The sequence below is a fragment of the Nocardia australiensis genome (genome assembly GCF_020733705.1).
Taxonomy (GTDB): Bacteria; Actinomycetota; Actinomycetes; order Mycobacteriales; family Mycobacteriaceae; genus Nocardia; species Nocardia australiensis.
Genome location: NZ_JAJFZM010000001.1, coordinates 951040 through 975380, shown reverse-complemented (window position 1 = coordinate 975380; position 24341 = coordinate 951040). Strand labels below are relative to the sequence as shown.

General features: G+C 64.6%; 23 protein-coding genes and 2 pseudogenes. 14 read left to right on the top strand and 11 right to left on the bottom strand.

From position 1 onward, the window contains the following. Positions 1 to 3 precede the first annotated feature (3 nt). Both LKE06_RS04390 and LKE06_RS04385 read left to right on the top strand, forming a co-directional pair. Positions 4 to 339 (top strand): DUF3349 domain-containing protein, encoded by a 336-nt coding sequence (locus tag LKE06_RS04390; RefSeq protein WP_227997320.1) that lies wholly within the window; start codon positions 4 to 6, stop codon positions 337 to 339. Positions 340 to 349: 10 nt separating this feature from the next. Further along, positions 350 to 649: a DUF3349 domain-containing protein gene (locus LKE06_RS04385; protein WP_227997319.1), complete on the top strand. Its 300-nt coding sequence runs from the start codon at positions 350 to 352 to the stop codon at positions 647 to 649. Positions 650 to 1116: 467 nt separating this feature from the next. Here LKE06_RS04385 and LKE06_RS04380 read toward each other — a convergent pair whose 3' ends face one another. From LKE06_RS04380 to LKE06_RS04355, 6 genes are all read right to left on the bottom strand, one after another. Then, positions 1117 to 2412: a glycosyltransferase 87 family protein gene (locus LKE06_RS04380; RefSeq protein WP_227997318.1), complete on the bottom strand. Its 1296-nt coding sequence runs from the start codon at positions 2410 to 2412 to the stop codon at positions 1117 to 1119. A 259-nt stretch (positions 2413 to 2671) separates the two neighbouring features. Beyond that, positions 2672 to 3523 carry a class II fructose-bisphosphate aldolase gene (locus LKE06_RS04375; RefSeq protein WP_227997317.1) on the bottom strand — a complete coding sequence of 284 codons (852 nt, stop codon included), beginning with the start codon at positions 3521 to 3523 and terminating at the stop codon, positions 2672 to 2674. Positions 3524 to 3559: 36 nt separating this feature from the next. After that, positions 3560 to 4510 (bottom strand): hexose kinase, encoded by a 951-nt coding sequence (locus LKE06_RS04370; protein ID WP_227997316.1) that lies wholly within the window; start codon positions 4508 to 4510, stop codon positions 3560 to 3562. Beyond that, positions 4507 to 5664 carry an N-acetylglucosamine-6-phosphate deacetylase gene (locus tag LKE06_RS04365; RefSeq protein ID WP_227997315.1) on the bottom strand — a complete coding sequence of 386 codons (1158 nt, stop codon included), beginning with the start codon at positions 5662 to 5664 and terminating at the stop codon, positions 4507 to 4509. The genes LKE06_RS04370 and LKE06_RS04365 overlap by 4 nt, the downstream gene beginning before the upstream one ends. Then, positions 5661 to 6683: an ROK family protein gene (locus LKE06_RS04360; protein WP_227997314.1), complete on the bottom strand. Its 1023-nt coding sequence runs from the start codon at positions 6681 to 6683 to the stop codon at positions 5661 to 5663. The genes LKE06_RS04365 and LKE06_RS04360 overlap by 4 nt, the downstream gene beginning before the upstream one ends. A gap of 97 nt (positions 6684 to 6780) precedes the next feature. Next, entirely contained in the window at positions 6781 to 7710 is a 930-nt protein-coding gene (locus tag LKE06_RS04355; protein WP_227997313.1) for an SIS domain-containing protein, read from the bottom strand. Between the two features lie 145 nt (positions 7711 to 7855). On the opposite strand from LKE06_RS04355, the gene LKE06_RS04350 reads away from it, so the two are divergent. The 5 genes from LKE06_RS04350 to LKE06_RS04330 all read left to right on the top strand — a co-directional run bounded on the left by LKE06_RS04350 (position 7856) and on the right by LKE06_RS04330 (position 11976). Then, positions 7856 to 9106 (top strand): extracellular solute-binding protein, encoded by a 1251-nt coding sequence (locus LKE06_RS04350; RefSeq protein WP_227997312.1) that lies wholly within the window; start codon positions 7856 to 7858, stop codon positions 9104 to 9106. A gap of 61 nt (positions 9107 to 9167) precedes the next feature. After that, entirely contained in the window at positions 9168 to 10022 is an 855-nt protein-coding gene (locus LKE06_RS04345; RefSeq protein WP_227997311.1) for a carbohydrate ABC transporter permease, read from the top strand. A gap of 26 nt (positions 10023 to 10048) precedes the next feature. Further along, complete coding sequence (locus LKE06_RS04340; protein ID WP_227997310.1) at positions 10049 to 10951, top strand: carbohydrate ABC transporter permease; 903 nt, start codon at positions 10049 to 10051, stop codon at positions 10949 to 10951. A gap of 55 nt (positions 10952 to 11006) precedes the next feature. Then, positions 11007 to 11183, top strand: a complete 177-nt coding sequence (locus LKE06_RS04335) for a hypothetical protein (RefSeq protein WP_227997309.1) — start codon at positions 11007 to 11009, stop codon at positions 11181 to 11183. 1 nt (position 11184) lies between these two features. Further along, positions 11185 to 11976, top strand: a complete 792-nt coding sequence (locus LKE06_RS04330; RefSeq protein ID WP_227997308.1) for a DeoR/GlpR family DNA-binding transcription regulator — start codon at positions 11185 to 11187, stop codon at positions 11974 to 11976. A 122-nt stretch (positions 11977 to 12098) separates the two neighbouring features. On the opposite strand, the gene LKE06_RS04325 is transcribed toward LKE06_RS04330, so the two are convergent. Both LKE06_RS04325 and LKE06_RS04320 read right to left on the bottom strand, forming a co-directional pair. Next, on the bottom strand, positions 12099 to 13130 hold the full coding sequence (locus LKE06_RS04325) for an XdhC family protein (protein ID WP_227997307.1): 1032 nt from the start codon (positions 13128 to 13130) through the stop codon (positions 12099 to 12101). A gap of 13 nt (positions 13131 to 13143) precedes the next feature. Next, positions 13144 to 13728, bottom strand: coding sequence for a nucleotidyltransferase family protein (locus LKE06_RS04320; protein WP_227997306.1), 585 nt, complete (start codon positions 13726 to 13728; stop codon positions 13144 to 13146). Between the two features lie 184 nt (positions 13729 to 13912). On the opposite strand from LKE06_RS04320, the pseudogene uraD reads away from it, so the two are divergent. The 4 genes and pseudogenes from uraD to LKE06_RS04300 all read left to right on the top strand — a co-directional run bounded on the left by uraD (position 13913) and on the right by LKE06_RS04300 (position 16969). Continuing rightward, a pseudogene (gene uraD, locus LKE06_RS04315) lies at positions 13913 to 14377 on the top strand (2-oxo-4-hydroxy-4-carboxy-5-ureidoimidazoline decarboxylase). Continuing rightward, a complete protein-coding gene (gene uraH / locus LKE06_RS04310; RefSeq protein ID WP_227997305.1) occupies positions 14374 to 14694 on the top strand; it encodes a hydroxyisourate hydrolase in 321 nt (106 codons plus the stop codon). Before uraD ends, uraH begins: the two are co-directional and overlap by 4 nt. A gap of 8 nt (positions 14695 to 14702) precedes the next feature. Beyond that, the gene (gene pucL, locus LKE06_RS04305; RefSeq protein WP_227997304.1) at positions 14703 to 15608 is read left to right on the top strand and encodes a factor-independent urate hydroxylase; all 906 of its coding nucleotides are present in this window, start codon (positions 14703 to 14705) and stop codon (positions 15606 to 15608) included. Next, entirely contained in the window at positions 15596 to 16969 is a 1374-nt protein-coding gene (locus tag LKE06_RS04300; RefSeq protein WP_227997303.1) for an 8-oxoguanine deaminase, read from the top strand. The genes pucL and LKE06_RS04300 overlap by 13 nt, the downstream gene beginning before the upstream one ends. A 152-nt stretch (positions 16970 to 17121) precedes the next feature. Here LKE06_RS04300 and LKE06_RS04295 read toward each other — a convergent pair whose 3' ends face one another. Both LKE06_RS04295 and LKE06_RS04290 read right to left on the bottom strand, forming a co-directional pair. Continuing rightward, the gene (locus LKE06_RS04295) at positions 17122 to 17559 is read right to left on the bottom strand and encodes a hypothetical protein (protein WP_227997302.1); all 438 of its coding nucleotides are present in this window, start codon (positions 17557 to 17559) and stop codon (positions 17122 to 17124) included. Positions 17560 to 17623: 64 nt separating this feature from the next. Next, the gene (locus LKE06_RS04290; RefSeq protein WP_227997301.1) at positions 17624 to 18367 is read right to left on the bottom strand and encodes a hypothetical protein; all 744 of its coding nucleotides are present in this window, start codon (positions 18365 to 18367) and stop codon (positions 17624 to 17626) included. A gap of 896 nt (positions 18368 to 19263) precedes the next feature. Here LKE06_RS04290 and LKE06_RS04285 point away from each other — a divergent pair. The 3 genes and pseudogenes from LKE06_RS04285 to LKE06_RS04275 all read left to right on the top strand — a co-directional run. After that, entirely contained in the window at positions 19264 to 20121 is an 858-nt protein-coding gene (locus tag LKE06_RS04285; RefSeq protein WP_227997300.1) for an FAD binding domain-containing protein, read from the top strand. Then, the gene (locus LKE06_RS04280; RefSeq protein ID WP_227997299.1) at positions 20118 to 22937 is read left to right on the top strand and encodes a molybdopterin-dependent oxidoreductase; all 2820 of its coding nucleotides are present in this window, start codon (positions 20118 to 20120) and stop codon (positions 22935 to 22937) included. Before LKE06_RS04285 ends, LKE06_RS04280 begins: the two co-directional genes overlap by 4 nt. Beyond that, positions 22930 to 23158: pseudogene (locus LKE06_RS04275) on the top strand (allantoinase); the annotation flags it as partial. The gene LKE06_RS04280 and the pseudogene LKE06_RS04275, both read left to right, overlap by 8 nt. A 17-nt stretch (positions 23159 to 23175) precedes the next feature. Here LKE06_RS04275 and LKE06_RS04270 read toward each other — a convergent pair. Next, positions 23176 to 24318: a lipase family protein gene (locus LKE06_RS04270; protein WP_227997298.1), complete on the bottom strand. Its 1143-nt coding sequence runs from the start codon at positions 24316 to 24318 to the stop codon at positions 23176 to 23178. Positions 24319 to 24341 lie beyond the last annotated feature (23 nt).

The following is a 24341-nucleotide window of genomic DNA, read 5'->3' as shown; positions in this document are numbered from 1 at the left end:
ACCGTGACCGATCGATCGAAAACCACGCAGCCGCGACCGAACGTGCTCGCCCGGGTCATCGGCTGGCTGCGCGCCGGATACCCGCAGGGCATTCCGAGCTCGGACTACGTCGCGCTATTCGCGGTGCTGCACCGGCATCTGACCGACTTCGAGGTCGTCGCGATCGCCGAGAAGCTGGTGAGCCAGAACCCCGATACCGAGATCAGTCACGCCGATATCGAGGCGGCGATCGCCAGGGTCGCGATCGAGCAGCCGAACGAGCACGACGTGGCTCGTGTCGCTTCCCATCTCGCCGCGGGCGGTTGGCCGTTGGCGACTCCTCTCCCCGACGCGGACTGAAGTCGATCCGATGCCGCCGTTCCTCAGTGCCATCATCGACTGGTTGCGGGCCGGATATCCGGACGGTGTTCCCGAATCCGACTACATTCCATTGCTCGCCCTACTGCGCCGCCGCCTCTCCGATGACGAGGTCCGCCAAATCGCCGCCGAACTGGCAGGCGCTGGCGACCTCCCCGCCGACAAGACCGACATCCAGGTCATGATCACCAAGGTCACCAACGAAATGCCGTCGGAGACGGATGTCGCGCGCGTCCAGACCCGGCTCGCCGGGCACGCCTGGCCCGACGCCGAGGACCCGACATGCGAATAATGCTGTAGGCCAAGGGGTTTAGTTAGAGGCTGTGGTGTGGATGCCGTGCCGGCCGGGCCGGCCGGGCCGTTCGAGACATCGGGACCGTCGCCGGTGTGGTGCGGGGCTGGGCTTTCGGGAATCCGGGATGCGTGGTCGCGGCGGGCCGGTTTCGGGGCTGTAGGCTCCGGTGGCCGCACGGTTCCCAGCCGACTCACAGCCCCATCACGGTAACCCTCGAGGTCCCCCGCGCAGGATTGTTTCGTCGGCACTGGAAGCGGCCCACCTCACCCACCGGGTATCCCTCACGCCTCCCCCCGACCTCGCGGTGGCTCACTGCCCTGACCCACCGCCCGCCGACCGGCGGCGCCCGAGCCCTCGCCAGCGCCGCCGGCCAACCTACCGCGAATGGCATATGGCTGCGGCAAACTGCGAGAGCGGCTCTCGGCTGCGGCAAACTGCGAGAGGGGCTCTCGGCGGTGTACCACTTACTGCTTCGGTCGGAGCGGGAGGAGATAGGCGATGGCGGCTAGGAGGGCGAGGGTGGCCAGGAGGGTGTAGGAGTTGCCCAGTAGGAATTGGGGGAGGGTCCAGTGGAATTCTCGGTTGGCGGTTTGGGGGACAAGCCAGATCAGGCCCTGGGGGAGTGGGGGGAGGTCGTGGTCCCAGGACCCGATTCGATCTATCCGCATCGGCCAGGCGAACATGAATACGAAAATGGTTGCGGGGACGGCGATTCGGATACCGCGTGCGGTGTGGCGCAGTGCCTGAGCTATCCACAGCAGGGCTGGAACGATCCACACCCAGTAGTGGGTCCAGGATATCGGCGAGGCAAGGAGCATGACGGTCGCCGCGAGCAGGGCGGCGAGCAGTTCGTCACCGCGCAGGTAGGCGATCCGTGCCGCGGCCATTCCGGCGAGTCCGAGGAGGCCGGCGCAGACGAGCCAGGCGCTGCTGTCTTCCCATGTCGTCCATTGCAGTCGGCCGAATATGCCGTTGATCGATTGATTCTGGACGTAGGCGAAGCCGATTCGGTTCTGTGACGTCGCGGTTGTCGTCCAGAATTGGAACGCCTGCGCGGGGCGGTACCAGAATCCGATGGCGACCGTGGCGGCGAAGGCGCCGGTGGCCACTGCGGCGGCCCGGAACTGGCGGGTGATGAGCAGGTAGACGATGAATACCGCCGGGGTCAGCTTGAGTCCGGTGGCGATTCCGATGAGGACGCCTCGATACCGGCGGTCCTTGGGGATGGCCAGGTCCGCGAGCACCAGCGCCATGAGAATCACGCTGAGCTGGCCGAATTGGAACGTCTGCTGCACAGGCTCTAGCCAGATCGCCGCGCCGCCGACGGCGATTGTCATCGCGAGCATGCCGATTCCGCGTCGGTGTCGCTGAAGCACGGCGGCGCTCCACACACTCACGAACAGTGAAGCCAGGGTGAGGATTACGATGCCGGTGCCGATGTGGTTGATCGAAAACCGCGACAGTTCGGCGCAGATCCACGCGGCGAAGACGGGATAGAGGAAGGGTAGGCCAAGCGGCCCGCGACCGTCGTAGAGCAACTCCGGGTGTAGCGCCGCGGTCGACCCACCCCACATGTAGACCTGCAAATCGACCTGGTGCCAATACATCGACCAGTTGGGCCGCACGAATTCCAGCCAGAGGCCGATGGAGATGACAGCGAAAGCTACTGCGGCGCTGAGCATCAGCGAATTACGTGGAGCGCGAGGATGCTCAACCGGTTTGGCAGCGTGCTGCCTTCCCGTTTGCAGGGTGACAGCCATGCAGTTGTTCTTCCTTCATCAGGTGAGACAGCGCAAAATGGACCAGCAAATAGTTAGTTAAACTAACGGCAATTCATCCTATCATTTGCGCCTGATGTCGTATGCCCATAATTTCCCGGTCCTGGTGATATTGCCATTCCCGATGTCTGCGGCTTCGAAGCCGCATGTGACTAGCGGAAACTCGCTGATAACCGCACTTCTGATGCCGCGGCGGATTTCGACGCTACGGTGCGAGCGTCACGCCGGGGCGAGGCGTGATTTACCCGAGCGGCGGTTGCGCCGGCTGGTAGGCGAGTAGCCGCAAAAGGCGCTCGACCTCGGTTCGAATGGCTGTGCGGGCGGGGGTGAGATATTCGCGGGGGTCGCAGATATCGGGGTCTCCGGTGAGGATGGCGCGGATTGCGTTGGTAGCCAACACGTTCAGGCGGGTGGCGATGTTGATTTTGGTCATACCGTGTTGGACGGCGGCGCGAAGTCCCTCGTCGGGGACACCGGAGGAGCCGTGCAGGACCAGCGGTACGGGGAGCTTCGTGGCCAACCGGGAGATGAGGTCGTTGTCGAGTTCGGCGGTGCGGGTGTGCATGGCGTGGGAGGAGCCGACGGCTACCGCCAGGGCATCGACACCGGTTATTGTCACGAACTCGGCCGCCTCATCGGGGTCGGTGCGGACACCGGGAGCATGGGCGCCGTCTTTACCACCGACCTCGCCGAGTTCCGCTTCGACGAATACATCGCGGGCATGACACCAGCGGGTGACCTCGGCGGTCGCGGCGATGTTGGCGGCGTAATCGAGGGTGGAGCCGTCGTACATGACCGATCGAATGCCGAGATCGACTGCGGCGCGGATGAGTTCGAATGATGTCGCGTGGTCGAGGTGGACCGCGATATGGGCGCTGCTATCAGCGGCGATGCGCAAGCAGGCGAGTGCGATAGGTGCCAGGTTATCGTGATAGCCCACCGTGTTCTGCGAAAGCTGGAGCACAACAGCATGATTCATGCTCTCAGCGGCAGCGGCGATGGCTTCGGCATGTTCCAGAGTGATCACATTGAAGGCGCCGAGACCGCCGGGTCGGGCGGCGGCGATCAGATCAGGGACGGGCGTAAGCGTCACAGCGGGAACCTTCCGAAACTGGATAGAACATGAGGCTCATACGGCTTCCCGTGTGCTGGGTTCGGATATTTCCTCGATGAGCACGGTCGGGGTCAGGCGATCACGCAGGGAGCGGTCGATTTCGCCTGCTACCGGTATGACAATGGCGGCGGCGGAGGTGGCTACGGCGGCGACGAGGATTGCGGGCCAGTCCGGGTCGGTGGTCTCCGACAGTGCGGCGATTACCGCTGCGGTAGCGGAATCGCCTGCACCAGTGGGGTTTCCGGCCAATGGTTCAGGGAGGTTGGCCGACCAGCTGCCATCGGCGGTGCTGGCGATCATGCCCTCGGTGCCACGAGTGGCGATGATGGCGCGCAGACCGCGATCGATCAGCGGACGGGTGGCGGCCACGACCTCGTCCGGTGTGTTCGATACCTGGCCGGTGAGGCGCTCGAGCTCCTCGGCGTTCGGCATGAGAATGACACCGGGAACCTCGGCGGCGAGCTCGAGCGCCTCGCCGTCCACGTCGCAAATGGTGGGAACGTCCGCGGCGACGGCGATGCGAGCGATTTCGGCGGGGAGACTCGGACTGATGCCTCCGGGTAGGGAGCCCGAGATCACCAGACCGGCGATATCGGGCAGTAGCCCCGACACCCGGACAGCGAGTTGTTCTGCGGCGTGCGGATTCGATACGCGCGCACCGGGTTCCCACAACGCGGTGGCGGTGCCGTCGCCGGTTTCGCTGATCACCAGCGTGCGCCGGACCCACGGCAGGGCGTGCACGAAATCGACCGGCATTTCCAGCTCGGCGGCGGCGGCGAAGGCATGATCGGCAAAACCCGTTGCACGGGCGTACTTTCCGATCTGATTCAGCACCCGGGTCACGTTGATACCCTTGCCGCCGATGCGTTGCTCGACCGAGCGAACCCGGTGGGCCTGGCCGCGGTCGAAACGCTCGACGCGATAGGTCATGTCGTAAGCCGGGTTCATTGTCACGGTGAGGATCACGTCAACCACTGTCCACGTCTGAGCACCCGGCGCAACCGTAGATTGTCATCAACTATCAGCAGGTCGGCAAACTGGTCGGCCTCGAGATCGCCCACATCGACGATTCCGGCCGCAGTAGCCGGAATCGAGGTGGCCGAAATCACTGCATTACGAAGCGGGACAGCGCAACTGGTGACCGCCCAGGTGAGGCATTGCAGCAGACTCGCGGTGCCGCCGGCAATCGAACCGCTGGGCACTCTGGCCACTGCGTCGGTCACCCGGACGGTTTGCGGGCCCAGCCGGTATTCGCCGTCGGGCATCCCGGCCGCCTGCATTGCGTCGGTAATCAGTGCGACCCGGCCCGGTGCGGTCGCGAATACGAGTGCGCCGAAGCCCGGGTCGACGTGCACCCCATCGCCGATCAACTCGACGACCGCGTCCTGCGCGGCGGCGGCCACCAATCCGGCGGCCACCGGTCCCGGTTCGCGATGATGCAACGGCGGCATACCGTTTGCCAGGTGGGTGACCAGGCTGCCGACGCCATTCGGTCGTAACGCGTGCCGGAACCCAGTGAAGTCGGTATCGCTGTGGCCGAGTGAAACCACCACGTCATTGTCGGAAAGACGTTGTGCGACTTGTTCATAACCCGGCCGTTCGGGGGCGATCGTCATCACCCGCAGATGTCCGTTCGCGGCTGTCAAGAGTTGGTCGGTCAGTTCGAGGTCGGGATCGCGAAGGTAGCGCGGATCTTGTGCCCCACAACGCGCTGCGGCGAGAAATGGCCCCTCCGCGTGGATTCCGCCGATCACGCCCGCCTCGGCTAGCCCCCGCAAGACCTCTGCCTGCGCGACCATGTCCGCCGCGGCGGCGGTGACGATGCTCGCCAACACCGTGGTCGACCCTCGCGAATGATGAAACGCGGCAGCTCCCCGAGCCTCATCGGGATCGACCGTGTCGAACCGGCATCCCAATCCGCCGTGATTGTGAATATCGACAAGCCCGGGCAGCACCGTCCCGGCGAACTCCGGAATGCTCGAATTCGGCTGTGCCGCACGCCATTGTGCGAACGGGCGCACCGCGATGATCCGCTCTTCGCGAATCGATACGACCCCGTCGTCGATCGCGTGCGACCTCGACACGATCCGCCCGCGAACTTCTAGTTCGGCGGTGCTCATTCGAGACCACCCCGGCGGGCCAGGTGGGCGGCCCCGACCAGGCCGGCTCGGGCGCCGAATTCGCCGATGACGACCGGGGGTGGGGTGAGGAGGCGGGTGCGTTCATCGAGGGCGCGGTAGAGCGGCTCGGTGAGGGCGGTGCCGGCTCCGGCCAGGCCGCCGCCGAGGACGATGAGTTCGGGGCAGGTGGCGTGCACGATGCCGAGCAGGCCGTCGGCCAGGGCACTGATGGCGTCGTCCACCACTGCTTTGGCGTCGGAATCGATGTCTATAAGTGCGAAAACATCTGCGGCGCTGTCTATTTCAGATCCCGTGCGGCGGCGGTAGGCGCGTGCGATGGCGGGGCCGGAGGCTACGGTTTCGACGCAGCCGATATTGCCGCACGGACATCGCAGGCCGTTGGCATGGCGGACCGGGATGTGCCCGTATTCGCCGGTCTGGCCGAAGGTGCTACGCACCAGCTTGCCGCCGACCGACAGGGTGCCGCTTACCCCGGTGCCGAGTATCACCACGCAGACGTTGTCGTGACCGCGCCCGGCGCCGAACCGCCATTCGGCCCAACCTGCCACGGCGACATCATGTTCGATCAGCACCGGCATGCCCCAACGAGTGCTGAACCGATCGCCGACATGCACGTCGCGCCAGCCGACATTGCCGCTGAAGACGGCGATTGACCGAACCGGGTCGACGATTCCGGGCAGCACGACCGCTCCACGGGCGACCCGGTCTCGCTGCCCGTCGGTCAACTCGGCGAGCAACTGATCACCCAACACGCCGATAGCGTCGAACGCCGCCTCACCCTGGGGCGTAGCGAGCACCACCGCCGTGTGCACCACACCGGCGGCATCGGTGATCTCGCCCTTCATCGTGGTACCACCGACATCGATCCCGAGCACCAGCGCGTCATCGGGCACGCTGGAGCCGCGTTCGGTTGGGAATCGTGCCGTGTCCACATTGGGCAGCGGAAAGTCGTCGGGCAGGGCAGGGTCGCGTTCGGTTGCCGATCGCGCCGTGCTCACATCGGGCAGCGTAACCGGCCGCGCTCGACTCGTGGTCGTGAGCAGCGCGGATTCATTGGTTCGCGGGGTGAGGCATGGGTTCATGCGGCCGCGCGGTTCATTGATCGAGAACAACCGAGCGGTTGAGGTTGCGGGGGCGGTCGGGATCGAGGCCCTGGTCGGCGGCGCGCAGTATGCAGAGTTGGTGGACGCGGACCAGGTCGGCCATCGGGTCGATATCGCGGTGTTCGAAGTGTGCGCCGGTGACGGCCACGTCGGCGGCGAAGTGGGGGACCAGCGGGCCGAAGGCCCACACTGCGCGGCCGGGGGTGGAGATGCTGATGGGGCCGTGGCGGTATTCGGTCTGCGGGTACGCCTCGGTCCAGGACTGGCAGGACTCGCGCAGTTTGAGCCCGGCCTCCTCGGCGAGGGCCGCGGCGAAGCCCATGCCGACGAAGCTGATCTGTTCGGCGCGGCGCACTCCGGCCAGTGCGACCGCAGGATCCTCGGCGAGCACGGCGCGCGCCTGGGCGATAGCGGGTGCGAGGTCTTCGCCCAGATGCCACCGCAGTATCGCCAGCGTGGTGGTGGCGAAACGCGTCTGCACGACGGACTTTTCGTCCACCTCGTCGATGAGGATCGCGTCGCCCAGCTCGAGCACCGGTGTGCCGGGGCTACTGCAAATGACGGTTCGCGGAATGTGCGCGGGGATCTCCCGCATGGCGTTGACCACCTCGGTGGTGGTTCCGGAGCGGCAGATAACGAGGTAGCGGTCGTAGTCGCGGCCGGTGCGGACTTCGCTGGCCGGCCAGGCGTCGGTGAGCCCATAGCCCGCCCCCTCGCGCAGCGCTGCGATGGCACGGGACATGAATAGTGAAGTGCCGCAGCCGATTACAGCGACACGCTCGCCCGGTTGGGGCAGTATGGCGCGGTGTTCGGCGGCGATGGTCTCGGCGCGCGCCCAGTCGTCGGGCTGGGTGGCGACTTCGGTGGCCAGATGGGTCACGGGGGTGGAGTGAGCGGAGGTCGGCACATTAAACAGGATCACTCTGGTGATCGTTCATGTCAAATTTACGAGCTAAACGGTCACATTTGATCATTGTTCGGGATAGATTTGTCAGCAGTCGATGGGGTCCACTTCCATCATCGGCGCTTCGGCTGGCGCCGGGGAGCAAATTTGAAAGGTTCTGTTCGTGAAAAGACCACTTCACCGTGTGCTCGCGGGGGCCGCGATTGTCACGAGTTTGGCACTTGCGGTGTCCTCCTGCGGTTTCGGTTCCAAGTCCGACGACTCCGGCCCGAACACCATCACCTTCCTGGCGCCCGTTTATAGCGATGGCGCCAATGGCACCAAAGCGCTTTGGGACGGCATCATCGCCGACTTCCACAAGCAGAACCCCGACATCACGGTGAATCTGCAACTGGAGTCCTGGAATTCGATCAACGACGTGGTGAAGACCAAGCTCCAGTCCCAGGACACCACCCCCGACCTGCTCAATATCGACGCCTACGTCAGCTTCGCCGCCGACGGATTGCTCTATCCGGCTAAGGATGTCGCGTCCGCGTCCGTCATCGCCGATGTCCAGCCCGGGTTCGCGAAGAATGCCACGCTCAACGGCGAGCAGATGGCGTTGCCGCTGTTCGCTTCGACCCGCACGCTGTTCTACAACACCGAACTGTTCAGCAAGGCCGGCATCGCATCGCCGCCGAAGACCTGGACCGAATTGACCGATGCCGCGGCGAAGATCCAGGCGCTCGGTGGTGGCGTCTCCGGATACGGATTGCCCCTCGGCAGTGAGGAATCCCAGGCCGAATCGTCGATCTGGACGTTCGGCGCGGGTGGCAACTGGTCCGACGGCGATCAGATCACCGTCAACACCCCGCAAAATCTCGAGGGGGTGCAGGCCATGCGCCAAATCGCGGATTCCGGTTCCACCCAGCCGAACCCGGGTGCCACCGATCGTAAGGACGTCATCAATTCGTTCATCCAGGGCAAGATCGGGATGATCGAGGGGTTGCCGCCGACGGTCTCGCAGATCGCGTCGAAGAACCCGAGCCTGAAATATGCCACCGCGCCGTCGCCGACGAAGTCCGGTGAGCCGGTTACCCTCGGGGTCGCCGATCATCTGATGGCCTTCAAGAAGGACGGCTCGAAACAGGCCGCGCTCCAGAAGTTCCTCAACTTCTTCTACGCCTCCGATCAGTACTCGAAGTTCGTCAAGACCGAGGGCTTCATCCCGATCACCCAGAGCGGCGCGACGGTACTCGCGGACGACCCGGTCACCAAGGCATTCGTGACAACGCTGCCGGTGGCGAAGTTCTACCCGAGCAACAACCCGAACTGGGGTGCCGCCGTCGGTGCGATCAAGCAGCAGATGGGCACCATCGCCCAGGGCGCGGATCCGGCCGCGGTACTACAGAAGATTCAGGAAGCCGCGAAGTAACGTGGCCAGCGAAGTAGTTGTGCGACAACGGAATACTCGGTCCAGGGCAACGATACGCGCGTTGCCGTGGATCGGTCCGACGCTGATTCTCATCGCGGCGATCGTCGCGTTCCCCGTCGGCTACATGATGTGGACGAGTACCCGTGACCTGAGCCCCTATGGTCAGGACCGGGGTTCGGCCGGCCTGGACAACTACCGCGCCCTGTTCGATATCCAGGAACTGGGCGCGATCCTGGCGCACACGGTGGTCTGGGTGGTCGCCGTCGTCGGCATCACTCTGGTGCTGTCGGCGGGATTGGCCCAGTTCCTGAATAAACAATTCCCCGGACGTACCGCCGTCCGGATGGCGATCCTGGTGCCGTGGGCCGCATCGGTGGTGATGACCACGACGATCTTCTATTACATGCTCGACCCGGATGTCGGCATCGCCAATAGATTCCTGGTCGATATCGGGTTGCTCGACCGTGGCTACGGCTTCACCAAGCAACCGACACCCGCCTTCCTCGTCGCGATCGTGGTCGCCGTCTTCGTCTCCATCCCATTTACCACCTACACGATTCTGGCTGGGCTGCAATCGATTCCATCCGAGGTCGTGGAGGCGGGCCGGGTGGACGGCGCCACGTCGTGGCAGCGTTACTGGCATCTGATCCTGCCGCAGTTGCGGCCCGCGATCGCGGTGGCCACCATCATCAATATCATCAACGCGTTCAATTCGCTGCCGATCCTTCAGGTGATCACCGGCAGTATCGCGGGATTCGGCGCCGACACCACAACGACGTTGACCTTCAAGCTGATTCGGCAGAACCAGCAGGTGGATACCGCTGCCGCGATGAGCGTGCTGAACTTTGTGCTGATCATGGCGATCATCGCGATCTACGTGAAGGTGATCCGCCCGACCCAGCAGGTCGACGCATGACCAGCCCGACCAGAGGTGATGTTCAGATGGAACCGCAGGTCGTGTCGGTAGCCGACATTCCGGACGTAGCAGGGGCGGTGGATTCGGGTCGGGTCGTCGCATTCAAGCGCCGCCGTCGGTGGGAGTTGACCGCGGTCGGTGTCGTAATAGCGGTGATCTTCCTGGTCCCGTTCATCGTTATGGTGCTCGGATCGTTGAAGAGCCGCGCCGAAATCCTGCGCATCCCACCGACTTACGTGCCCGAGACCTGGCATCCGGACAACTACGCCACGATGTGGAACACCCCGGAGACGCCGCTGCCGTTCAACCTGGTCAGTACGGTGATCATTTCGCTGTGCGCCACCACGCTGGTGTTGATCGTGGCCATTCCGGCCGCGTATTACACCGCGCGACGCCAGTTTCCGGGCAAGGCGGTATTCCTCGGCCTGGTGTTGGTGACGCAGATGTTGCAGCCGACCGTGCTGGTGACCGGCCTGATCAGGGAGTTCTTCGAGCTCGGTATCAACGACACCTGGCTGGCGATGATCCTGGTCAACGCCGCGTTCAATCTGTCCTTCGCGGTGTGGATCCTGCACAGCTTCTTCTCCTCGATTCCGGTGGAGATCGAGGAGGCCGCTGCGCTGGACGGGCTCAACCGCTGGCAGATTCTGACCAGGGTGAGCCTGCCGCTGGTGTGGCCGGGCGTCGTCACCGCGACGATTTTCACCGTGGTCGCCTGCTGGAACGAGTTCGCGGCCAGCCTGGTGGTGCTCACCACCCCGCAGAATCAGCCACTGTCGGTGGCGTTGACGAAGTTCGTCGGCCAGTACGACACCGCATGGCAGTACGTTTTCGCCATCTCGACGGTGGGCATCATCCCGGTGGTCATCCTGTTCGCCTTCATCGAAAAGCGGCTGGTCGCTGGGCTTACCGCGGGCAGCGTGAAGTAGTCGGCGGCCCCGCGGACCCGTCACCGAACAGGTCATCGCGGCAACTCTGATTGCGTTGCGCGAGAAGGGCATCGACGTGCCGATGAAGGAGATTGGCGACGGCACGGACGGCGCGCGACCCAGTGGGGCAATGATGATGCTCGGTCGACCGATGGCCCAGGTCGAGACTGTGGTCAGATTGTTCGTGTGCATGGACAAACAGCTGGTTGCCCGCGTGACCGGGGAGGTGTGAGATGACCGGGCCGACGGACCGGCCGCAGCGGTGGAACCGGCTGCTGGAACTACTCGCCGAGGCGGGTCGGCTTTCGGTGGACGACGCCGCTGAACAGCTCGGGGTTTCCCCCGCGACGGTGCGCCGCGATTTCACCGCGCTCGCCGAACAACAGCTGGCCACCCGGACCCACGGCGGGGTGGTGGCCACGACGGTCGCCTACGACCTGCCCACGCGGTATCGGCAGACCGGCGGCCAGGCCAAGCAGCGGATCGCGGAACATGCCGCATCCCTTGTTGATCCGAGCGTTGTTGTCGGAATGAACGGCGGCACGACCACCACGGAGGTGGCGCGGGCATTGGCCGGGCGTACTGATCTGGCGATGGCCGGTGGTGATCAATTGACGATCGTCACCAATGCGCTCAATATCGCCGGTGAAATGGTGTTGCGGCCGCATATGCGAACCATCGTGCTCGGTGGCGTGGCCCGCCGCGAGTCTTATGAGCTGCACGGGCCCCTGGCCGAGCGCGCGCTGTCCGAACTGCGATTGGACGAACTGATTCTCGGCGTGAACGCGATCTCCGCCGAGGGAGGCGCGCAATGCCGCCATATCGATGAGGCCGGGGTGACCACCGAGATGGTGCGGCGCTCCGGGCACGTCATGGTGGTCGCCACGGCGGACAAGCTGGAGCGAACAGCGCTGGCTCGCATCTGCGGAATCGAGCGGGTTCATGTGCTCGTCACCGATGCCGACGCGGACCCTGCCGCCGTTGCCGCGATTCGTGCCGCAGGAGTCCGGGTCGACGTGGTCTGAGCCTGCGGGGTGACCGCACGCAGAGTGCGCGCCCACACCACGAAACCCCACGCGATCGCGCAATCTGGGATGCCAATTCGCAATATCGGTGCAATGATCGGCTCCCGGAAATAGCGCGAGTGCTACAGCCCCACAGTCGCTTTCGTGGTGTACGGCGCCGAATCCTGCTCGTTGCCCGACAGCTGTCCACCGGACCGACCGGATCGGACGGCGAGCAGCTCGGCGGCGATCGAGCACGCGACCTCGGTAGCGGTCCGCGCGCCGATATCCAGCCCGGCGGGTGAGTGCAGGCGCGAGAGCCGCGCGTCGTCGAAGCCGCCGGCCTGTAGGTCTTCGATGCGTCTGACGTGCGCGGCGCGGGAACCGATGGCACCGAGGTAGCCGAGTTCGGGCAGGCGCAATGCCACTGTAAGTAGCGGTATTTCGAATTTGGGATCGTGCGAGAGCACGACAATCCCGGTGCTGCTGTCGATTTCGCCCGCCGCCGATAGCGCGTTCAAGTATCGGTGTGGCCAGTCCACGATCACCTCCGCGCCGGGAAAGGCGTTCGGGGTTTCCGCGGTTTCGCGGGAGTCACATATGGTGACGCGGTAGCCGAGCAATCTTGCCTGTGCGCTCAATGCCGCCGCGTAGGCGTTGGCGCCGAAGATGATCAGTCGTGGTGGCGGCGGAAATGATGCGACGAAAAGATCCGATTCGGGCAATGCGACCAGTTCGGTGGCGTGTCGCTTATCGGTTACCAGGTGTTGGCCGATCAGATCCTGGTCCGGATTCCACACCACGGTAAAGACGGTTACTCGCCGGTGTGCGGCGATTTCGGCGGCGACACTGGGGAATTCGGGAAAATCCCGCCGCGAGAACGGTTCGATGAACACGTCGATCATCCCGCCGGAATCCAGACCGGCTTCCCCGATGGGCACGCCGAAACGGTGCAGCCCGCGCCTGCCGGTGCGAGCGGCCTCGACCGCGGCGTCATAAATCGTGGATTCTATGGAGCCACCGAGGACCGATCCGTAGACCGCCCCATTGGCGTCGACCAGGATCGCCGAACCCACCGGCAGTGAACCGGAACCGATGGTGCGGACAATGGTGGCCAGCCCTCCGGTACGCCCGGAATGCCACAGTCGCAGTAAGTCTTCGACGATGTCGCGCATCTTCAAGCTCCGATCACCGTGCGGCCGAGGCCGGGTAATCGCGATCGTTGCCCGTCGCCAAATCGTCGCACGTGACGCACACCATATCGTTCTTACCCAACAAATATGTGCGGGCGCCGGAATCTCCTACGGCTTCTGCACTCGCCGAGGTCCAATGCTTGCGGGAGAGCACAACGGGATGGCCCGCAGTGGCGTGGAACACAGCGCGAGCTAGCCCGCTCGGCGCGGTGCGGGCGGCCGCGAGGACGCGGGCGACGACATCGGCTCCGACATCGGGGGTATCCACCGGCATGATGGCCGCGTACTCGGCCGGGGTTTCCATCGCCGCGCCGAGCCCGGCCCGGAATGACGCACCGAGCCCGGTCGCCCAGTCCGCCGCCCATACGTGGCGCACGCCCGAGGGCAGGTCGACGATCTGTGGTGACGGTCCGGTGGCCCCGAGGACGACGACGATCGGGTCGCAGCCACCATCGCGCAATGCCGTCACCGCCGCGCGCAGCCAGGCGCCGTCCGCGGCGAGCACCTTGGGCCGGCCATAGCGTTTTCCGGCGCCCGCGGCGAGCACGATGCCAACGCAATCGGTCCGAACAGCAGCCATGTAGTCCACGCTAACCCGGCATCGTTGCCGGTGGGTTACCGGAAAGTGGTGCGCATGCGAAGGATGACTCCGCGCCACACGCCGAAATTGGCTATCCCTTTCCGGTGGCGGGTCGGCGGCCGGTATTCGATGCTGTCGCGATGACAGCCGACGGCATGGGCCTCGCCTCGCGGCATTCAACGCGGTGCCCGAAACAGCGGCCGTCGCGGCATTGCTTGCCTGTTGCTCATGGCGGGTATGGGCCCGCTCGGTGCTAGCCCGACGGCCATACGCCGATATCGACGCGGTGCTCGACACGGCGGACGCCGCGCTGGCACAGTTAGCCATGGACGAGATCGATCGCGCGCTCGACGGGCATCCGCGCATCGGTGACCGCCCGGATTCCGCGACTTCGGCGCGTGAGCAGGCCGCCGTGGCCATCGCCGGGGACGCGGTACGGGTGGCGCTGGCCGCGGGGAACCGCGCCTACGAGGCGTAGTTCGGACATATCTACCTGGTGTGTGCGACCGGCAAGTCCGGCGCCGAGTTGCTCGCGCTGTTGAATGCCCGGCTCGACAACGATGAACGAACCGAAAGGTGCGTCATGCGAACGGAATTGGCGAAGATCAACCGAATTCGACTGCGCCGCCTACTCGGAGCGAGTCAATGAGCACGCTGAGCACCCACGTACTGGACGCGGTGCGCGGCGCGCCCGCGACGGGTATCGCGGTGGCGCTGCACGGCGGCGGTCCCGAAGAACTCGATTCCGGTGTCACCGCTACCGACGGCCGGATCGGCGCGCTCGGTGCGGAGCTCGTCGCGGGCACCTACCGGCTGGTGTTCGACACCGGGGCATATTTCGCCGGGTTGCGAATCGAATCGTTCTATCCCGAAATCTCCATCACGTTCATCGTGACCGAGGATCGGCATTACCACATCCCGTTGTTGTTGTCGCCCTTCGCCTTTTCCACCTATCGAGGGAGCTGATCCATTTCATGGAACTGACCGGGCCGATCGTGCTGTCGGACAACCGATACGGCAAGGCCGAGAACCGGGTCGTGCGGATCTATCGGGACAACGCGCGACACGAGATCCGCGACCTGAATGTCTCCACCGTGCTGCGAGGCGATTTCGCCGACGCCTACATCGGCGGCGACCAGACCAAGGTGCTGCCCACCGACACCCAGAAGCACACCGCGTACGCGTTCGCGAAAAAGCCCGGGGTGCAGACCATCGAGGAATACGCGCTGGCGTTGGCGGCGCATTTCGTCAATGAGACAGAGCCGGTACACAGCGCGCGGGTCGAGGTCGAGGAGTATGGCTGGCAACGGGTGTCGGTCGGCGGGGCCGAGCACGACCACACCTGGACGCGTCGGGGGCCGGAGGTGCGTACGGCGGCGGTGACGGTGGCGGGCAACGGCGCCGATCAGCGGGCCTGGGTGATCGGTGGTGTACAGGATCTGGTGATCCTGAAATCGACCGGCTCCCAATTCGTCGACTTCCTCATCGACGACTTCACCACGCTCGAGCCGACGCTCGACCGGATGCTGGCGACCTCGCTCGTGGTGCAGTGGCGTTTCGCGGCGACCACGGGCGTGGATTGGGACGAGGTGTACGCCGGTGTCCGGGCCGAGCTGGTGGAGACCTTCGCGACACTGCATTCGAAGGCATTGCAGCAGACGCTGTTCGCGATGGCGACCGCCGCGCTGGCGGCTTATCCCGTGCTCGCGGAGATCCGGCTGGCCGCCCCGAACAAACACCACTTCGACTACGACCTCGGCCGATTCGGGATCGAGAACCACGGCGAGGTGTTCCACGCCGACGACCGGCCCTACGGGTTGATCCACGCGACGGTCGCGCGCGAGGACGCACCGGAGTCGGGGCCCGCATGGCTGCCGTGACCGGGCCGACGCTCGTAATCGACGGTTGTGCCGTGGCGACCGTCGATGCTGCGGGCACCGAGTTCCGTCGCGGCTATGTGACAGTGCACGGCAACCGGATCGGTGCGGTCGGCGCGGGCGACCCGCCCGAATTCGGGTCGGCGGTGGCGCGCATCGATGGCACCGGTTGCCTGTTGACGCCCGGCCTGGTGAACACCCATCACCATCTCTACCAATGGATTACGCGCGGCTTCGCGGCGGACAACACGCTGTTCGAATGGCTCACCACGTTGTATCCGATCTGGGCCGGTATCGATGAGCAAGCGGTGCGGGTGGCGGCCACCGGGGCACTCGCGGCACTCGCTCGTACCGGCTGCACCACCACAACCGATCATCACTATGTCTTCCCGCGCGCCGGCGGTGACCTGCTCGCGGGGGAGATCGAGGCCGCCGTAACGGTGGGTCTGCGATTCCATCCGTGTCGCGGCTCGATGGATCTGGGGGCGAGTTCGGGTGGTCTACCGCCCGACGACGTGGTCGAACCGCTGGATGTCGTGCTTGCCGCAAGCGCGGACGCGATCACACGCTGGCACGATCCATCGTTCGACTCGATGCTGCGAATCGCCCTCGCGCCATGCTCACCGTTCTCGGTGACCGCGGACCTGATGCGCGAATCGGCCGCACTGGCCCGGGAATCCGGTGTTCGCCTGCACACCCACCTCGCCGAAACCATCGACGAACAAGAATTCTGCGCTGCCCAATTCGATTGCACACCCGCCGAATACATGGAACAACTCGGCTGGATCGGCCCCGATGTCTGGTTTGCCCACGCTGTGCACCTCGACGACGCGGCGGTAGCCGCAATCGCCGAATCCGGTACCGGCATCGCGCATTGCCCGACCTCGAACGGCCGCCTCGGAGCCGGAATAGCCCGCACCGCCGACCTCGTAGCCGCGGGCGCGGTCGTCGGGCTCGGCGTGGACGGCGCGGCCAGCAACGAATCCAGCTCGATGATCGAGGAACCGCGCAACGCGCTGCTGTATGCCAGGGCCAACGGCGGTCCACGCTCGCTGAGCGTGCGAACCGCATTGGCACTAGCCACAATTGGTGGCGCGCGCGTACTCGGCCGCGACACCGAGATCGGCTCGATCGAACCCGGCAAGCTAGCCGATCTAGCGCTATGGCGACTCGACACCCCCGCCCACGCCGGAATAGACGATCCGATAGCCGCGCTGATCCTCGGCTCCGCGCCCCCACTGTCCGCGTTGATAGTGAACGGCCGCGAAGTGGTGCGCGACGGTGAGGTCCGTACCGTCGACGAGCCGACAGTCGCGACCCAGGTGGCCCGAGCGCAGGCTCAACTGGTCGCGAAAGCCCAATAGCATCATTGCTCGAAACGTGTACTCGGCGGCGTACCTCGCTCAGATCAGGTGAGGTCCGCCCGCTTCACGATCGACTCGATCAACGGTAGTCGCGCGTCACAGCTGGCCGGGCTTCGATCGTCCAGATCGATAGTGCTTTGGGAAATATGGCTTTAGGCCTGACGAAACGCGATGTGGGCTATACGAGTTTCCGCATTGCGTTCGTCGACAAGGACATTGCGGAACATCCCTACTCCCTCAGGTGATTGAAACACGTCCTGGGCCAACTGAACATTCGGCGACGATGCTAGATCGGGTCCAGCGATCGTCGTATCGGCGGGTGTCGGGGACCACCTCATGAAAGCGGCAGTGAATCCAGACTTCTCCAGCATCCAAGCCAAGTTGGCGGGAGACATCTCCACAGCCATTAGATAATCTGTGTCGCGTACGATCTCCTTCCTTACGAGGAGAATCTTCGCGTTCTCCGGGAGCACCCACCCACCGAACTCGGTTGCTTCTTTTACCAGCTCTGGACTGGTCGAGGTCTCGGTTTGCGGTGCCGGTATAGCGCGATCGATGGCGCTGTCGCATCCGGTACTGACCAGCGACACTGCAACAAGGATGCAGACCATTAGGGCAAGTAGTGCCCACCGGGGACCCCTTATCGAAGGAACCTCACCGGGTCGGATCAGTATGGGTGTCTTTGCGGCTTTCGGGTCCGGTTGGCAGGTCGATAAAACCACTGGTGGACACAACCCCCTCGTAGAGCTTGATTACTGATGAACCGATCATGTTGAATTCCTTCGCCACTCCGGCCGTGTGTAATCCGCCTAGCTGGACATCACCTACCTCGATTCCGAGAATTTCGGTTTTCTTTGTATCATTTTTGTTCGTTCCATCCCAGTTGTAGCGGTCGAATAGGTGAAACTGAAAATAAACGGAGACACGTGGTTGTGCGCCTTCGGTATCCGGTTTATGAACTGTGACTGCTCCACAGGCGGTGACGTGCACTGAGCCTATCGCCAAGAACCAGTCCCGCTTATCATCTTTGTCAAATGTGTGGTCCCAACTCCAGGGCAACTGGAACTGAATCGTCTTATCATAGTTGCCGGTGTCGCTAGCGGTGACCCGGACGGCCCCAGTGACGATGTAGTCGACGAGCTGTTTCAGTTTGGGATCGTCTTGCTGGATCTGATCCGGATCGAGCTCGAGGTCCTTACCGGTGTTACTGAGATAGTGGCGCAAATGAGCTGATGCATGGGTCAGTCCTTTAACATCTGCGGCCAGTGCCGCAGCGAGCGCTACTTTCGCGAATGCTATGTCATCAGCACGGCTATACCACGGTTGCGAATTGTGCTTACCTGCCCCGGGGTCTGTAGGCGGCAATGGCATTGGCATGCCAGGGATTTGCGGTGCCATCAGATCCTTCCGGCCATCGCTGTGGTGCGACCGAATGCAAATATCGAGTGACCAATCGAAATTAGCGGGTCACGTGGCTGAATCAATGCTTTCCTTTCACCACACATTATTTCCGAATCCATACTTTGTAACACCCAAGTCCACTACGATGTTGTCTGGAATTTCGAACTCACCCGGGAAGGGCCACCCCGGACAGTAAACGGGAGGCGTTCGATGAAAAGTTTGTTCCCAGGTCCTGCAGATCCAATTTGAATCCGGCAAGACTGGCCGGGTCAACCTTGAAGTTGGCCACGCCGCCCCCGTGGCGCTCCAGCCGGAATGACCGTGGTTCGAACTATCACTTGCCCATCACCAAGACAGTGCTGGAACTTGTGGCTATGAAAGCACACTAAACTCCCCCTCTCTTATTCGAAGGGAGTGTACACGTCGACCGGTCGGAGCGTGGCGACATTGCGACAGTGAGTTCGTTGAAGTCGGGACCTGTTGTGCCAGTGCGTATCTCGTGGCGTAAGTAGCCCACAGGCTGCCAGCCGGGGTATGGGTTGGTCGAGTTGAGATCTGTAATCAGTCAAGTCGGAATTCGTGGTCGATATTCGGATTGACCATGGTTTGAAGTCGACATGGTCGGATAGTGGACCGAACGGCGCTGGACGCCGAATCTCGGACCGGCTTTGTCGATATGTGTGGGCTGGGGATAAGGAAGCGAATCATGCCGCGGTCCGCATGCCCGCGGGGCCCTACTGGCCCGAGCGTGGTGTTGCGGCGATGGGCGACTCGAGCGGGTTTTGGGGTTGGCAGGGCGGTAATGGGGGAGCAATGTTGGGTAGGTGTCGCGCAACATTGCGGCAACTCTTGGCTTCTACTGTGGCGGCAGAGGTAGTGGAGCGAGGTGAGTTGTGGACCTGGATACGATCCGGGAGGTTGTGGTGGCGCGGGAGCGTGCTGACCTGGGGGTATTGGGTGGTTCGTGCGCGGTGCTCGCCGGAGGGACCTTCTTGTTTTCCGAGCCGCAGGAGCGGTTGGAGCGATTGGTCGACATCACGGCGCTCGGTTGGCCCGCGCTGACCGAAGTGCGCGACGGCTTGGAGATCGCGGCGACCTGCACACTGGCGGAGTTCGCTGGTTCGGTGCCGGGGCGGGAGTTGGGGGCGGAGGTTTTGCGGGCGGACTGGCCGGGTACGGCATTGTTCGCGCGGGCGTGCCGGGCTTTGGTCGCCTCACACAAGATCTGGCGGAGCGCGACGGTCGGCGGGAACGTGTGTCTGTCGCTGCCCGCCGGAGCCGTGCTCGCCTCGCTGATCGCGCTCGACGGCGTTGCCTCGGTGTGGACCCCTGGCGGATCAGAACGCCGGATTCCATTGCAGAAGTTCGTGTTCGGCCCGGGATCCAATGCTTTGAACACCGGTGAAGTGCTTCGATCTATCACCGTCCCGGCGCGAAGCCTGCTCTCGCGCACGGCTTTCCGCAAAATCGCACTAGCGCCGCTCGGTCGCTCCGGCGCGGTGGTGATGGGGCGTCGCGAGCCGGATCGTCGGTGCGCGCTCACCGTCAGTGCCGCGACCACCAAACCGGTCGTTTTGGACTATGCCCAGCCGCCCGGCACCGCCGAGGTACTGGCGTCGATCGATGCGATAGATCCGACACTGTGGTTCGACGACCCGCACGGCGCACCCGACTGGCGCCGCCACGTCGCGGGCAGGCTTGCCGCGCAGGTGGCGGCCGAGTTGCGAGTCGAAGCCGGTGAATGGCAATGAAATTCGAGGTAGACGGCGAAGAAGTGCAAGCCGATCCGCGTCCCGGTCAGTGTTTGCGCACTCTGTTACGCGAGCACGGTCACCTAGCCGTGAAGAAGGGCTGCGACGCCGGTGACTGTGGCGCTTGCTCGGTACAACTCGACGGGAATACCGTGCACTCCTGCATAATTCCGGCATACCGAGCCTCCGACCGTGTCGTCACTACGGCCTCGGGCCTCGGCACCCCCGCCGACCCGCATCCGGTGCAACAGCAATTCCTCGACGCCGCCGGTTTTCAATGTGGCTTCTGCACGGCGGGCATGGTCGTCACGGCAGCCGGTCTCGGCTGCGGAAATAGCCGAACGGCTCCGAATGCCGCCGACATACCCGAGTTGATGAAGGGGAATCTGTGCCGCTGCACAGGCTATCGCGCCATCGTCGACGCATTGACCGGGTCGGCCTCGAACCTCGATGTGGACAGCGACCCGGTCGCACCAAGGCGCGCCGACCCATCGATCGCCGAGACCGATTGCCCCGTCTCGACGGCATCGTCGGGGCAGGCCGGAGCCGGTATCGGCGCGCCAGCGGGGGTTCGGGTGGTAACCGGCACCGAGCCGTTCACCTTCGATGTCCGCCCAGCTGACCTGGACCCCGGCGGCGACCCTTCGATTGCTCCGCCTACCTCGCCACTGCATCTCGCGGTGTTGCCGAGTCCGCATCCACACGCGCGGATCGTTGCGATTGATACCGTCGCCGCCGCAGCGCTGCCCGGGGTGCATGCGGTGCTGACCTACGCGGACGCGCCAAATGTCGCGTTTTCTACTGCGCGCCATGAGTTTCGGGATGACGACCCCGACGACACCTTCGTGCTGGACCGGACGGTGCGGTTCGTCGGACAGCGGGTGGCGGCTGTTGTCGCCGACACTCTCGATATCGCTCGGGCGGGATGCCGGGCGTTGAGAGTCGAATACGAGGTGCTCGACGCGGTATTCGATCCGGCCGAATCGTTGCTCCCGGATGCGCCGAAACTGCATGAAGGGAAGCCGGTTTCGGCGCGGATCGCGGATATGTCGCGAAACCTTGTCGCGGAGGTGCACGGCGAGGTGGGTGATGTGGCGGCGGGGCTGGACGCCGCCGCGCACGTGGTGCACGGGGTGTGGCATTCGCCGCGCGGGCAGCACGTGCATCTGGAGACACACGGTGGGATCGGGTGGCTGGATGAGCGCGACAGGTTGGTGATCCGGTGCAGTACCCAGGTGCCATTCCTGGTGCGCGACGAGTTATGTCACCTCTACGAGCTGCCGCGTGCGCGGGTGCGGGTATTCGCGACTAGGGTCGGTGGCGGTTTCGGAGCCAAACAGGAGCTGCTGGCGGAGGATCTGATCGCCCTCGCGGTGCTGCGGACCGGACGGCCGGTGCAGTACGAGTTCACCAGGTCCGACGAGTTCACCGCGGCCACCACCAGGCATCCGATGCGGGTGGCGGTGACGGCCGGCGCTGATGGCGCTGGCATCCTGACCGCGCTCGCGGTCGAGGTGCTCGCCGACGCGGGCGCCTACGGCAATCACAGTGTCGGCGTGATGTTCCACGGCGTCGGCGAATCGGTGGAGGTGTACCGGTGCGCGAACAAGCGCGTCGAAGCACAAGCGGTGTACACCAACAACATTCCCTCCGGAGCGTTTCGTGGTTATGGGCTCGGGCAGGTCATCTACGGGATCGAGTCGGCGCTCGACGATCTGGCGCGGGCCTCGGGCATCGACCCGTTCGAGTTCCGTCGGCGCAACGTGATCGTCCCAGGCGATGCGTTCGTCGGGGCGCGGCTCGACGACGGCGACCTCCTGATCGGCAGCTACGGCCTCGACCAGTGCCTGGATCTGGCCGAACAGGCTTTGCGGCGTGGCGATGTCGTCGCTCCCGGGCCTGATTGGCGGGTGGGCGAGGGCATGGCGCTGTCGATGATCGCCACCATTCCGCCGCGTGGGCACCGTGCAGACGCCACGGCGACCCTGCTGGCCGACGGGCGCTACGAGATCGGTGTCGGCACTGCGGAATTCGGTAACGGCACCACCACCGTGCATGCCCAGCTCGCCGCCACCGCGCTCGATGCCGATGTGCGCCGGATCGTGATCCGGCAATCCGATACCGATCTCATCGGTCACGACACCGGTGCGTTCGGCTCGACCGGAATTACGGTGGCGGGCAAGGCATCCTATGCCGCCGCACGGGCATTGCGCGCGAAGATGCTCGACCGGGCACGCGAAATGACAGGCCTCGAAGGCGAATGGGAGGCCGGTGGCGTCCGCTGCGGTGACCGGGTGCTCGACGCCGCGCAGCTACTGGCCGGTGGCGCATTGTCCGCGTCCGGCGCGCACGACGGCAGCCCACGCTCGGTCAGCTTCAATGTGCACGCTTTCCGTGTCGCGATTCACCCGGATACCGGCTCGGTTCGCATCCTGCGGTCGATCCAGGCCGTCGACGCGGGCACCGTGGTCAATCCAGTGCAGTGTCGCGGCCAGGTGGAGGGCGGCACCGCGCAGGCCATCGGGACCGCGCTCTATGAGGACATGCGCACCGACAACGGCATCGTGACCACGCAGACGCTGCGGCATTACCACATTCCGCAGTTCGCCGACATTCCGCGCACCGAGGTGTACTTCGCCGATACCGCCGACGATCTGGGCCCGCTCGGCGCCAAGTCGATGAGCGAATCCCCCTATAACCCGGTCGCACCCGCTCTCGCGAACGCTATCCGGGATGCGGTCGGGCAACGACTGGACCGGCTGCCGATGACGGCGGATCGGATCTGGCACCTCATCGAGAGAGGACAGCAGCGGTGACCGGCTACTCGCCCATCTGCGCGACGGCTTCGACGTGCTCTATCGCGAAGGCGAAGCGGGAAGGTCCGAAAATGCTGTCGGTCGGTCTGCACTGTCGCATCGTCGGCCGCCCGGCCCGCACCGCCGCTGTCGACCGCTTCCAGTCCCACGCGGATGTCTGGATCACCCGCCGCATCGACATCGCCGAACACTGGCGTCGCACCCATCCGCCAGCAGGCTGAAGCTTCGCCGTGCTCGATCAGGCGAACAAACCACGCACGAACGGCAGCGAATCCGGCAGCGACGCGTTGACCGTTCCGCTGTGATCGGTGGGGTAGGTGTGCAGTGTCACCGGCTGCCGATTTGCCGAGAGTACCGCGGCGAAGCGCAGTGTTTCCGGGGTGACGACATCGGTGTCGCGCAGGCCCTGGCCGAGGAAAACGGGCCTGTCGTAACCGGATTCGGGCAGGCCGAGGTATCGGCTGAGTAGTCCGTGCAGGTCGGGTATCTGCCGCAGTGGCCGGGTGAACAAATCGCCGATCACCACACCTTGCGCGCCGAGTTCATCGCCGAGCGGTTCCAGGCAGGTCTCGCGTGCCTTGGTCAGCCACTCGCGGCCGGAGTCGGTGAGGAAGGACTCGATGTTCAACTCGGGGTAGGTGGTGCGCAGACCGTTGAGGATGAACAGCAGGTAGGCGGTGCTGTGCGGGCTCAGCTTTATCGGCGGCATATGCGGGCCGAGTGGCAGCAGAATGTCCTCGATATACGCGGGTACGCCAGTGCCGACCGCGCCACGGTAGTCGAGTTCGGTACCGCCGAATTCGGTCGCGTAGCGCGCGGTATAGACGGCGGCACCGCCGCCCTGTGACTGCCCGACGACCGCCCACTTCTTCGCCAGCGACGAGTACTGCCTCGTCGCGGCCCGCACCGCGTCGACGACGTTATGTGCCTCGACCATCCCATTGAGGTAAGGGTGCTCGCCGGGCGTCCCGAGTCCGGCGTAGTCGGCGGCGACGATGGCGTAACCCTGTTCGAGCCAGGTGCCCAGATACGCCCAGTCGCGTGCGATGGCGGCGGGCCCGGCCACGCTATACGCGCAGTCGTCGCCGAGGCCGACGGTGCCGTGCGCCCAGGCGATCACCGGCCAGCCACCCGCGGGCGCTTCGCCGGGTGGGAAGTAGACCGCGGCGCTCGCGACCGAAGGCACGTCGTTCGCGGTGGTGGTCCAGTACTGGATGCGGGTGGAGTTCACCGAACCGGGCAGGGTGGCGGCCGGGGCGAGGGGTGCCACGGATTCGATGGTGCCCGCGTCGGCGGTCGGATCCGCCGACGCGACGGGAATGGCGAGCAGGCTCGCGGCACAAGCGCAGGTGACCGCCGTGGTGAACCACAGTTTCCGCATGGTGCTCCTGTCCGGTTGTTGGA

Excerpts from the sequence above, each read along its gene's own strand:
- LKE06_RS04385 (WP_227997319.1), top strand. The coding sequence starts at position 350 with ATGCCGCCGTTCCTCAGTGCCATCATCGACTGGTTGCGGGCCGGATAT.
- LKE06_RS04380 (WP_227997318.1), bottom strand. The coding sequence starts at position 2,412 with ATGGCTGTCACCCTGCAAACGGGAAGGCAGCACGCTGCCAAACCGGTT.
- LKE06_RS04365 (WP_227997315.1), bottom strand. The coding sequence starts at position 5,664 with ATGAGCACCGCCGAACTAGAAGTTCGCGGGCGGATCGTGTCGAGGTCG.
- LKE06_RS04340 (WP_227997310.1), top strand. The coding sequence starts at position 10,049 with ATGGAACCGCAGGTCGTGTCGGTAGCCGACATTCCGGACGTAGCAGGG.
- LKE06_RS04330 (WP_227997308.1), top strand. The coding sequence starts at position 11,185 with ATGACCGGGCCGACGGACCGGCCGCAGCGGTGGAACCGGCTGCTGGAA.
- LKE06_RS04325 (WP_227997307.1), bottom strand. The coding sequence starts at position 13,130 with ATGCGCGACATCGTCGAAGACTTACTGCGACTGTGGCATTCCGGGCGT.
- LKE06_RS04320 (WP_227997306.1), bottom strand. The coding sequence starts at position 13,728 with ATGGCTGCTGTTCGGACCGATTGCGTTGGCATCGTGCTCGCCGCGGGC.
- uraH (WP_227997305.1), top strand. The coding sequence starts at position 14,374 with ATGAGCACGCTGAGCACCCACGTACTGGACGCGGTGCGCGGCGCGCCC.
- pucL (WP_227997304.1), top strand. The coding sequence starts at position 14,703 with ATGGAACTGACCGGGCCGATCGTGCTGTCGGACAACCGATACGGCAAG.
- LKE06_RS04300 (WP_227997303.1), top strand. The coding sequence starts at position 15,596 with ATGGCTGCCGTGACCGGGCCGACGCTCGTAATCGACGGTTGTGCCGTG.
- LKE06_RS04290 (WP_227997301.1), bottom strand. The coding sequence starts at position 18,367 with ATGGCACCGCAAATCCCTGGCATGCCAATGCCATTGCCGCCTACAGAC.
- LKE06_RS04280 (WP_227997299.1), top strand. The coding sequence starts at position 20,118 with ATGAAATTCGAGGTAGACGGCGAAGAAGTGCAAGCCGATCCGCGTCCC.
- LKE06_RS04270 (WP_227997298.1), bottom strand. The coding sequence starts at position 24,318 with ATGCGGAAACTGTGGTTCACCACGGCGGTCACCTGCGCTTGTGCCGCG.